This window comes from Methylorubrum podarium (assembly GCF_022179745.1).
Lineage (GTDB): Bacteria > Pseudomonadota > Alphaproteobacteria > Rhizobiales > Beijerinckiaceae > Methylobacterium > Methylobacterium podarium.
The window spans coordinates 1-10,685 of record NZ_BPRD01000186.1; the positions used below are offsets into that span (position 1 = coordinate 1).

Annotated in this window: 10 protein-coding genes; 2 read left to right on the forward strand and 8 right to left on the reverse strand. The window is 68.6% G+C overall.

Annotation, left to right across the window (positions count from 1 at the left end; all coding sequences use genetic code 11):
- Window positions 1-739, reverse strand: a 739-nt coding sequence (locus tag MFF42_RS10040; RefSeq protein WP_238255614.1) for an FHIPEP family type III secretion protein, incomplete at its 3' end; no start/stop codon positions are given.
- A 300-nt stretch (window positions 740-1,039) separates the two neighbouring features.
- On the opposite strand from MFF42_RS10040, the gene MFF42_RS10045 reads away from it, so the two are divergent.
- Together MFF42_RS10045 and MFF42_RS10050 are read left to right on the forward strand one after the other, a co-directional pair.
- Complete coding sequence (locus MFF42_RS10045) at window positions 1,040-2,737, forward strand: methyl-accepting chemotaxis protein (protein WP_238255616.1); 1,698 nt, start codon at window positions 1,040-1,042, stop codon at window positions 2,735-2,737.
- 380 nt (window positions 2,738-3,117) lie between these two features.
- Window positions 3,118-4,815, forward strand: a complete 1,698-nt coding sequence (locus MFF42_RS10050; protein ID WP_238255617.1) for a methyl-accepting chemotaxis protein — start codon at window positions 3,118-3,120, stop codon at window positions 4,813-4,815.
- Window positions 4,816-5,128: 313 nt separating this feature from the next.
- Here MFF42_RS10050 and MFF42_RS10055 read toward each other — a convergent pair whose 3' ends face one another.
- From MFF42_RS10055 to MFF42_RS10085, 7 genes are all read right to left on the reverse strand, one after another.
- Window positions 5,129-5,395 carry a flagellar biosynthetic protein FliQ gene (locus MFF42_RS10055; RefSeq protein ID WP_012452597.1) on the reverse strand — a complete coding sequence of 89 codons (267 nt, stop codon included), beginning with the start codon at window positions 5,393-5,395 and terminating at the stop codon, window positions 5,129-5,131.
- Window positions 5,396-5,406: 11 nt separating this feature from the next.
- Window positions 5,407-5,814 (reverse strand): flagellar hook assembly protein FlgD, encoded by a 408-nt coding sequence (flgD, locus tag MFF42_RS10060; protein ID WP_238255619.1) that lies wholly within the window; start codon window positions 5,812-5,814, stop codon window positions 5,407-5,409.
- A gap of 3 nt (window positions 5,815-5,817) precedes the next feature.
- Entirely contained in the window at window positions 5,818-6,309 is a 492-nt protein-coding gene (flbT, locus tag MFF42_RS10065) for a flagellar biosynthesis repressor FlbT (protein WP_373875172.1), read from the reverse strand.
- 46 nt (window positions 6,310-6,355) lie between these two features.
- A complete protein-coding gene (gene flaF / locus MFF42_RS10070) occupies window positions 6,356-6,706 on the reverse strand; it encodes a flagellar biosynthesis regulator FlaF (RefSeq protein ID WP_238255621.1) in 351 nt (116 codons plus the stop codon).
- A 41-nt stretch (window positions 6,707-6,747) separates the two neighbouring features.
- Complete coding sequence (locus MFF42_RS10075; RefSeq protein WP_238255622.1) at window positions 6,748-7,800, reverse strand: flagellar hook-associated family protein; 1,053 nt, start codon at window positions 7,798-7,800, stop codon at window positions 6,748-6,750.
- A 7-nt stretch (window positions 7,801-7,807) separates the two neighbouring features.
- A complete protein-coding gene (flgK, locus tag MFF42_RS10080; RefSeq protein ID WP_238255623.1) occupies window positions 7,808-9,277 on the reverse strand; it encodes a flagellar hook-associated protein FlgK in 1,470 nt (489 codons plus the stop codon).
- A gap of 110 nt (window positions 9,278-9,387) precedes the next feature.
- On the reverse strand, window positions 9,388-10,599 hold the full coding sequence (locus MFF42_RS10085) for a flagellar hook protein FlgE (RefSeq protein ID WP_238255624.1): 1,212 nt from the start codon (window positions 10,597-10,599) through the stop codon (window positions 9,388-9,390).
- Between the last annotated feature and the right edge of the window lie 86 nt (window positions 10,600-10,685).

The following is a 10,685-nucleotide window of genomic DNA, read 5'->3' on the forward strand; positions in this document are numbered from 1 at the left end:
CGAGGCCGTCGCCCACCGACAGCTTGACGAAGACGTCCGCGGCCTGGCCCAGCGGCATGCCGTGGCGCGTCGTGCCGATGATGACGCCGCCGAACACGTTGACCGCGATGACGATGAGCGAGGCCACCGCCTCGCCGCGCACGAATTTCGAGGCGCCGTCCATCGAGCCGAAGAAGGCCGATTCCTCCTCCAGCTCCCGTCGGCGGCGCTGCGCCTCCTTGTCGTCGATCAGCCCGGCGTTGAGGTCGGCGTCGATCGCCATCTGCTTGCCGGGGATGGCGTCGAGGGTGAAGCGGGCGCCGACCTCGGCGATGCGGGTCGCGCCCTTGGTGATGACGAGGAAGTTGACCGTGATCAGGATCACGAAGACGACGATTCCGATGACGAAATCGCCGCTCATCACGAACTGGGAGAAGCCCTGGATGACGTGGCCGGCGGCGTCCACGCCCTTCTGGCCGTTGGCGAGGATCAGGCGCGTCGTGGCGATGCCGAGCGCCAGCCGCAGCAGCGTCGCGATCAGGAGCACGGTGGGGAAGGCGGAGAATTCGAGCGGCTTCTGAATCCAGAGCGCCACCATCAGGATCAGCACCGAGAGCGCGATCGAGAAGGCGAGGCCGACATCGATCAGCACGGCCGGAACCGGCAGGAACAGCACCGCCAGGATCGCGACGATGCCGGCCGCGAAGCCGAAGTCGCGCCGCGACCGCTTTTCCAGGACGAGCGCCTCGCTCACCGCCATGACGTGAACCGTTCCCCTCAGGTCAGCCCGCTTGTGGCCCGGCAAGCTTGCGCGGGGATGGGGAGGCGGGTGCGCGGAGGATGTCGCGTTGCATCAGGATGGCCGGCCGGGCTGCGCGGTCGCAAGATCGATCACGCCGCCGAGGACGGGCTATGCGGACCTCGCACTCATGCAAGTTCGCACCATCATCGCGGAAACGTGATGCGATCACGCGGATTTTATCATTTGATAACTGATTTCTAGCAGGAGTGGTGTTGCGTCGATGTTGGGGTCATCCTCGCACAACTCTCGGAGCGGACCATGCGGATCCTGGATAATGCGAGATTGACTATCAAAACAGCTTTGCCGATCGCCTTATTAATTTCGGTTTCGATCGGGTTGATTTTCTATGCTTATAAAACAATCAATGATTTGTCTGCTCAGACAAAGAAGATTGTCGATGTCCAGGCCAAACGACTGGAAAACATACTCACAGTCAGAATTCATGCGAACGAACTCGCTATCCAGGCGCGCAACATTATCCTTGAAACTCGGCAGAAGGAAATGGACAACTATAAGAAACGCTATGACGCGGCAGTGGCTTCCACGCTGGGAACGGTCGATCGGTTGATCGAACTCGCCGACACCCCCGATCGGCGCAGGACGAACGAGGAGTTCCGTAAAGTCGCCGAGGGCATGCTCGCCGTCAACGAACGCGCCGTCCAGCTGGGATTGAGAAACGAGAACGATGCCGCCGCCAAGATTCTGCTGACGGAGGCGGCTGAAGCCCGTGCCAAGCTGCGGGAGACCGTCCAAGTGCGTATCGATCGACTGACCGAGGAACTCGTCGGCGCACGCGATGATGCGGAGCGGGCTGCGAGCCGGTCGAGCCTGATCCTCAGCATCGCGTCGGCACTGGGCTTCGTCTTCGCCCTCGGACTTGCCGCCGTCATCACGATATTTGGTGTCTCCCGGCCGCTGGCCAGCCTCGTCGCGGTCCTCCAGCGCATGGCCCAGGGCGAGATCGACGCGACGATCCGCGAGGCGAAGCGCGGTGACGAGATCGGCGCGGTCGGCCGGGCGGTCGAGGGCATCAAGGCCATGGTGGCGCAGAAGGCCGCCGAGCAGGCCGAGATGCGCCGCATCGCCGACGAGGCCGCCGCCGCCGAGCGCCGCCGCACCATGATCGAGCTCGCCGACGGCTTCGAGCGGGCGGTCGGCGGCATCGTCGGCCGGGTGTCCTCATCGGCGACCGAGCTTCAGGCGACCGCGCAGCAGATGTCCCAGACCGCCAACGAGACGGCGAGCCAGTCGAGCACCGTCGCGGCGGCGGCGGAAGAGGCCGCGAGCAATGTCGGCACCGTGGCCGCTGCGGCGGAGGAACTCGGCGCCTCGGTCAAGGAGATCGGGCGGCAGGTCCAGGGCTCCGCCGGCCTCGCGCAGAACGCGGTGGCGGAGGCGGACCAGACCGGTCAGCTCGTGCGCGAGCTCAGCCGCACCTCGGCGCGGATCGGCGACATGGTCAGCATGGTCTCCAACATCGCCTCGCAGACGAACCTGCTCGCCCTCAACGCCACGATCGAGGCGGCGCGCGCGGGCGAGGCGGGACGCGGCTTCGCCGTCGTGGCGACGGAGGTGAAGGAACTCGCCAGCCAGACGGCCCGCGCGACGGACGAGATCGCCGGTCAGATCAGCGAGATCCAGGGCGTCACCGAGCGGGCCGTCTCGGCCATCGGCTCGATCACCGGGCGCATCGGCGAGATCAACGCCGTCGCCGCGACGATCGCCGCCGCCGTCGAGCAACAGGGCGCGGCGACCCAGGAGATCGTGCGCAACGTGGCCCAGGCCTCGACCGGGACGACGGAGGTGACGCGCAACGTCGTGGGCCTGGCGCAGGCCTCGGACGAGGCGGGCGCGGCGGCGAGCCAGGTTCTGTCGGCGGCCTCCGAACTGTCGCGCGAGTCGGAGCATCTCACCAGCGAGGTCGATCGCTTCCTGGCCACCGTCCGCGCGGCCTGACCCGCGCTCGGCGCGGAGCGTCGCCGAAAAGCAGAGGGCGCGGAACGGGGATATCGTTGCGCGCCCTTTGTCGTGATCAGGACGCTCACCGGGATCGGCATCACGAAGGAGACGATTCCGACCCCGAAGTCGCCGCCCGCCACGAGTCGGGAGGAGCTCTGGATCAAGACGAGCGCTCGCTCACCGCCACGGCGTGAACCGCTTCTCTCAAGGTCGGGTCGGTGGTGGCGTGGCAAGTTTGCACGGGATGGAGGGCAATCGCCTGCCGGATCGCGTGGCAAACAGGTGGTCACGAAAATGTTATCAAAAGAGAAAGGATTTTCTACGAACGGTAGTAATCCGAGCAAAGCTCGCTTCTATCCAGTAATGTTGGGGGCAACATGAAGATCCTGGCTAATACGAGGCTGATAACTAAATCAGCCGTGCCGATACTGGCTGTTCTGTTTGTTTCTATAGGCATGATATTCTACGCTTATAGTACTATATCGGGACTCGCCGAAAGAACAAAACAGATCGTCGATTTCCAGGCGGCAAGGCTTGAAAACATCCTGTCGGTCAGGATTTACGTCAACGAAGCGAGCGTCCAAGTCCGCAACATCATCATCGAGACTCGCCAGAGTGAGATGGACGGGTACCGGAAGCGCTACGAAGCGGCCGTCGCTTCGACCTATCAAGCCAGCGATCGGCTGATCGCCCTCGCCGCGGACGCCGAGCGGCGTCGAGCGAACGAAGATCTGCGTCAGTCGGTCCAAGCCTTCTTCTCCATCACCGATCGGGCTCTCCAGATGGGCCTGCGCAACGAGAACGAGGCGTCCAGCCGACTTCTCCTGATGGAAGGGTCAGTTGCACGCGCGAAGCTGCGCGACCAAGTGCAACCGCGGATCGACCTCCTCACGGCCGAACTCGCCAAGGCCAAGCAGGAGGCCGATCAGGCTGCCAGCCAAGCCCGCATCGTCCTGACGCTCGCGTCGGTGCTGGGGTTCCTCGCCGCGATCGGACTTGCGGCGACGATCACGATCTTCGGTATCTCCCGTCCGCTGGCGAGCCTTGTTTCTGTGCTGCGGCGCATGGCGGACGGCGACGTCGATGCGCGGATCCCGGAAGCCGCCCGCGGCGACGAGATCGGTGCCGTCGGCCGGGCGGTCGAGGGCATCAAGGCCATGGTCGCGCAGAAGGCTGCTGAGCAGGCCGAGATGCGCCGCATCGCCGACGAGGCCGCCGCCGCCGAGCGCCGCCGCACCATGATCGAGCTCGCCGACGGCTTCGAACGGGCGGTCGGTGGCATCGTCGGCCGGGTGTCCTCATCGGCGACCGAGCTTCAGGCGACCGCGCAGCAGATGTCCTCGACCGCCAGCGAGACGGCGAACCAGTCGGGCACCGTCGCGGCGGCGGCGGAGGAGGCGGCGAGCAACGTCGGCACCGTCGCGGCGGCGGCCGAAGAGCTCGGCGCGTCGGTCCAGGAGATCGGACGGCAGGTCCAGGGCTCCGCCGGCCTCGCCCAGAACGCGGTTTCGGAGGCCGACCAGACCGGTCAGCTCGTGCGCGAACTCAGCCGCACCTCGGCGCGGATCGGCGATATGGTCAACATGATCTCCAACATCGCCTCGCAGACGAACCTGCTGGCGCTCAACGCCACGATCGAGGCGGCGCGTGCGGGCGAGGCGGGCCGGGGCTTTGCCGTGGTGGCGACGGAGGTGAAGGAGCTCGCCAGCCAGACCGCCCGCGCCACGGAGGAGATCGCTGGCCAGATCGGTGAGATCCAGGGCGTCACCGAGCGGGCCGTCTCGGCGATCGGTTCGATCACCGGGCGCATCGGCGAGATCAACACGGTCGCCGCGACGATTGCGGCGGCGGTCGAGCAGCAGGGCGCGGCGACGCAGGAGATCGTGCGCAACGTGTCCCAAGCTTCGGTTGGGACGACGGAGGTGACGCGCAACGTCGTGGGCCTGGCGCATGCCTCAGAGGAGGCGGGTGCGGCGGCGAGCCAGGTGCTGGCGGCGGCCTCCGAGCTGTCGCGCGAGTCGGAGCATCTCACCAGCGAGGTCGATCGCTTCCTGGCCACCGTCCGCGCGGCCTGATCCCCGCTCCGCGCGGGGCACGATCCAGAACGCATCGGGCACGGAACGGCCTCGCCGTTCCGTGCCCGATCGAACGCGCCGTCACATGCAATCGCTTACAGCGGCCTGTTCACTGTTAATCGACGCATGGCAGGCCATCGCATCGCGTGCTGCCAACGGGCAGCACCGATGCTAAGATCAGAACGCAGAAGCTTTCACCCTTCCCCAAGGTCAAGGCTCTCGTGAGGGACCGGGCGGCCAGGTCTCGACAGCTTTCTCCGCCCGGTCCCGCCTTCGCCGCCGTCTTCGCGGCGCCGTCCTGGCCCGGCATCCTTCAGAATCCCGTCGCGATCCGCCCGTAGGTCATCTCGGCAAACGCGTAGATCTGCGAGCCGACGAAGGTGCCCGTCACCAGCATCACCAGCAGGATCGCGACGATCTTCGGCACGAAGGTGAGGGTCACCTCCTGAACCTGGGTCAGCGCCTGCAGCAGGGCGACCGCGATGCCGACCAGCATCGCCGCGCCGACGGAGGGGCCGGCGGCGACCAGCACCGTCCAGATCGCGGACCGGACGAGTTCGAGGGCGTCGACCTCGTTCATGGGATGCGTGACTAGCTGATGGAGATGCCGGAGGCGAGCAGCATCTCGCGGCCGTCGATGAGCTTGGCCATCACGCCGTCGCCGGTGACCCGCACCGACTGCACCGTGCCGGTCGTCAGGCCGTCCGCCGAGGTGAGCGTCCGCCCGATGATCGCGTCGGCCTGGTTCAGGAAGCTGGAGGTCAGCAACGAATCGAGCTTCTGGTTGGTCTTGGTGGCCTGCTCGACCTGCGAGAACGAGGCGAGCTGGCCGACATATTCCGTCGAGTCCATCGGCTTCGTCGGGTCCTGGTTCTGAAGCTGGGCCATCAGCAGCTGCAGGAAGGTGTCGGCGTTCATCTTGGAGGCGACCGAGGTCGCCGCCTTCGCCGCGGCGGCGGTGGTGGATCCGGTGGTCGTGCCGGTGCTGGTGACGTCCATGGGTCAGGCCTTGTCGGAGGGAAGAGCCGGCCGGGCTCGCATCGCCGGCCGGCGGCGGGGGCCGGACCGGGCGGGCGGAACGAGGGCGGCGGGCGGCACCTCGGGGAGGGGCCGGCCGGCGCCGAGCAGGTCGGCCTCCGCCGGGTAGAGGCCGCGAATGAGCTTCAGCGCCTCGAAGGCGCGGCCCGCCTCGACGAGGGCGTGCGCCGCCGCCAAGCCGTCGCGGATGGCCGGCTCCGTCGTGGCGGCGAGGATGCCCTCCTCGATCTGCGCGTAGAGCGTCCGGGCCGGGCCGGTCTGGGCCGGGGCGATCAGCATGGTCTGCGCCGCGAAGTAGAGCTGGCGCAGGGGCGTCGTCGCCTCCTCCGCCTGGAGGACGTGGCCCTCCAGCAGGAAGGTCGCGTCGTTCATCAGTTCGAGCGCGACCTTGCGGTCGACGCGCACGACCGCGCCGTTGATGTAGACGCGCTCGCCCGCCTTCAGGTTCAGGTGCATGGTGCGGGCGGCGGCCCGGCCGGTCTCGCGCGTCATCGGCCGCCCCTCACTGCAGGCCGTCGCGGATCGAGGTGTTGACCTCGATCAGGGCCGCGAGGCTGCGCTCGGGCGTGCTCAGCACCTCCCCGGCCTCGCGCATGTTCCACAGGCCGATGGCGACGAGGTCGGCGCGCAGACCCTCGGGCAAGCCGTTCTCGGGGTCGAGCAGGTCGGCGATCAGCACGTTCCACAGATTCTGGATCGATCCGACCGCGGCGTGCCGCTCCGGCCCGGCCCGCGAGCCCTGTGCCTCGGCCGTGCGCAGCAGGCCGAGCGCCCGGTCGAACGCCTCGCGCTCGCGCTCGCGGCCGAGGTCGGGCGCGTCTTCCATGATCTCGGCATAGGAAAGGCGATACATCGGGGCCTACGCTCCGTACTCGGTTTCGAAAAAGCGGGCGTTCAGGAGATGAAGTTGATCAGGCTGAGGCTGCGCAGCTGCGCGGTCAGCCCGTAGGACATCTGCATCTGGGTCGTGATGGCATCGACCCGGGACTTGGCTTCCGCCGGATCGACGCTTTCGAGGTCCCGGATCTGTCCGGTCAGCAGCGCGGTCTGCTTGGCCATGCGCGCATTCGCCTCCGTGATCTGGCTCTGCGCCCGGCCGAGATCGGCCCGCATCGTCGTGAGGCTCCGGCTGGCCTCGCCCAGCAGGTCCGTGACCTTGCCCATCGCCACCGCCTGCGCATCCTGCGACAGGCCGGTGAGGCCGAGCCCCGAGGCGATGACGTAGGCCATGCCGAGCTTGCGGAACGGTTCGGCGTTCGCGCTCAACGAGGTGGTGACGGTCTCCGTCAGCGAGATCCGGCTGTCGATCGTCCGGCTCGACGCCTCCGACCACGTCCCGCTCCAATTCACCTCCGTGAACTGGCCGGTGAGCATGCCGTCGATGAAGCCCTTCATCTCGGCCGGGGTGATGCCGGACGCCGCCGGATCGCCGGGGGCGAAGCCGAAGAAGTTGACGAAGGCGCCGTCCACCGCCGTCTTCGCGGGCGAGGCCGGGATGCCCTCGTAGGGCGTGAGTGGCGCCGTTGCGCTGTTGGTGCCGCCGAACACGAACTGGCCGCCCGCGCTGGTGTTGAGGGTACCCGCCAGCGCGGCGAGGCGACCGCGCGTCGATTCCGCGGCCATCGCCGCGCGCTGGTCGGCGGGGAGCGCGGTGAGTTCGTTGAGCGTCGCCTCGGCGGCCGATTGGATCTCCTGGAGCGCGGTCTGGGTGGCGTTGAGCCGGAGCGAGGCGGCGGTGTTGCTCTGGGTCAGCGCGGCGAGCACGGCGCTCTGCCCGCGCAGGCCGAAGGCCCCGGCGACGCCGCCGCCGAGCGCCGCACCGACATCGGCGAAGCGGCCGGTGCTGATCTCCTTGGTCGCGGTCGCGAGATCGGCCTGGAGACGCCCGATGCCGGTGCGCGGCGCGTTCCAGAGGTTGAGGCTCGAGATGAAGCCGGTCGTCATCATCGCCGTATCACCGCACCGCGTCGAGGAGGGTCTTGAGGAGGTCGTTGACGACCGAGATGAGCTTGGCCGAGGCGCTGTAGGAGCGCTCAAGCTGCAGCGCGAGCGCGGTCTCGTCGTCGCCGTTCACGCCGGCGACGTTCGACAGCGCCTCGGTGGCGCGGGAGAGCAGGGTCTTCTGGTAGGAGGCGGTCATCGAGGCGTCCTTGCGCTGCGCTTCGAGCCATCCCGCGGAGGCCGCGGCGAGGTCGGGCAGGCTGGAGGCCGCGCCGAATCCGAGCGCCGGATCGACCGGCTGCGCGGCGGAGAGCGTTGTGAGGAGACCGCGGAGGCGGCCGGCATACGCCGCGTCGCCGGCCGCCGCCGGGTCGGCGTAGTCGCTGCCGTTCATGCCGCCGCTGCGCAGCAGGGCGAGCGATCCGCCCCGGGCGGGATCGACCGCCGCGTTGATCGTGATCGACGCCGCGAGGCCGGTGCGTCCGGCGGCCGTGGCTGCGGGCAGGATCGCGCCGCCGCCCGCGGTGAACAGGCCCGCCCGCGGACCCCCGTCGGCCCCGACGGAATCGCTTTCCGCGAAGGCGGCGATCAGGCCGCCGGCCAGCGCGTCGAGCTGCCCCTCGTAGGTCAGTGCCGCCCCGTCCCGCAGGCTCGCGAGCCCGGCGATCCGCCCGGAGGCGAGCGGCATCGGCGAGGCGGCCCCGGTCACCGGCACGCCGTCGATGGTCACGGTTGCGCCCACGGTGCCGGCGGCGAAGGTGGCGGTGGGGGAGAACGCGACCGTCCGCGGGCCGCGCTCGAACAGGGTGACGCCGCCATCGGTGTAGAGCGCCATGTCGCCGCCCTCACGGGCCACGGCGGTCACGCCGATCTCCTGCGACAGGGCGGTCAGGATCCGATCGCGGTCGTCGAGGGCGTCGGTGGCATCGCCGCCGAGCGCCGTCAGCTTGACGACGGCGCGGTTGGCGGCGTCGAACCGGCCGAGCAGGTCGTTGATGCGGGTCACCGAGTCGGCGATGCCGGCATCGGCCTCCGCCCGCGCGGCGTGGACCGCGTCCGCCGCCTGGTTCAGGCTTCCCGCCAGAGCCTTGGCCGCCTCGACCGCGTCGCGGGCGAGCTGCGCGTTGTCGGGCTGGTTGGCGGCGGCCTGGAGGGCGGCCTGGAAGGTCGAGAGCCGCGCGGCCGGCGCGGTCGGGTCGTCGGTGTCTCCGATGGTCTGGGCGAGCTTCGTCAGTCCGGTCAGCAGCGCGTCGCCGCGGGCGGCGTCGGACGAGGCGGCGAGCGTGCGGGCATAGAGCGCCGGGTCGCCCGCGCGGGTGATCGTCACCGTCGCGCCGCCCGCGCTGCCGGCGACCAGCGTCGCGACCTTGCGCGAATAGCCGGGATCGTTCGCACCCGCGACGTTGCGCGCGGACACGGCCATCTGGTTCGAGGTCGCGAGCAGCGAGGCGCGCGCGGTGTTGAGCGCGAGGGTGAGACCCATCGGTCGGTTCCTGGGACGCGGTACGAGACGGCTGCGCCGGTGTCGGGCCGGCGCAGCCGGATGCGCCGCCGCGCGCGGGCGCGGCGAAACGGGCGAGGGGATGCGGCGCGTCAGCGCTTCAGGTTCATCAGGGTTTCGAGGAGCTCGTTGCCCGTCATGAACACCTTGGAATTGGCGGTGTAGACCGTCTGCGACTCGATCATCGTCGTCAGCTCGGTGCTGACGTCGACGTTGGACTGTTCGAGCGCGCCGGCCTTCATGATGCCGCGCCCGCCCTGGGCGGCGAAGCCGATCTGGATGTCGCCGGACTCGGCGCTGGTGGTGAAGACGTTGCCGGCCCGCGGCGTGAGGTTGTCCGGGCTCGCCACGTCCGCGAGCGGCACCTTGAAGGCGGCCTTGCGGGTGCCGTCGGAATAGACCGCGTAGACCGTGCCGTCCTCGCCGAAGGCGGTGCCGCTCACCGCGGTCGGCGAGGAGCCGTCGGCGGTGCCGGAGAGATTGTGGTCGCCGGAGAGCTGCGTGAGCCCGCCCAGATTGACCGTGACGCTGCGCCCGTTCGGCACGTTCACGACGGCCGATCCGCCGCCGCTCACCTTGCCGTTGCCGTCGAAGGTCACCGTGGTCGAGCCGACGGGGGGAGTCGGTGCCGCGGGGTTGATGAAGCTCACCGACCACGTGTTGGCGGCGGTCTTCGTCATCTGCACGTCGAGGGTCACCGGCTGGCCGACGTTGTCGTAGACCTTGAGCGAGTTCTTCTTCGAGTAGCCGACGGCGCCCGTCGCCAGGGGATCGTAGACCGGCGTCTCGAACGAGAGGTTGCCGCTGATCGTGGCGGAGGTGGAGGGACGCGCCTCCTGCCCCATCACGCTGACATTGACCGGCTTGAGGTCGGCCACGCCGTTGAGGACGGGGTTCGGGGTGCCGTTGGCGAGGCTGTAGCCCATCAGGGTGAAGCCGCCGGCATTGACGAGGTTGCCGGTCTTGCCGTCGACCACGAAGTTGCCGGCCCGCGTCATGAAGGGCGCGCCGGCGGCGTCGCTCACCACGAAGAAGCCGTTGCCCTGGATCGCGAGATCCTTGTCGGAATTGGTGGAGGCGATGGGACCGCCCTCGCTCACCGACCGGCGCAGCGTGGTCTCGACCGCGCCCGAGTTGTAGTTGCCGACATCGCCGGAATCGAGCAGCAGCGACGAGAACTCGGCCGAGGTGCGCTTGTAGCCGGTGGTGCTGGCGTTCTGGATGTTCTCCGCCACCGTCGAAATGCGGTTCGACTGAGCGTTCATCCCGGAGACGCCGGTTCGGAGCACGCCGATGAGACTCATGCTGAGACCTCGTTGACTTTCGAATTCATGCGCACTGGACACGGTGTCGCTTGCGCGGGGCTGAAGAAGGGGGCGGACAGCGATGC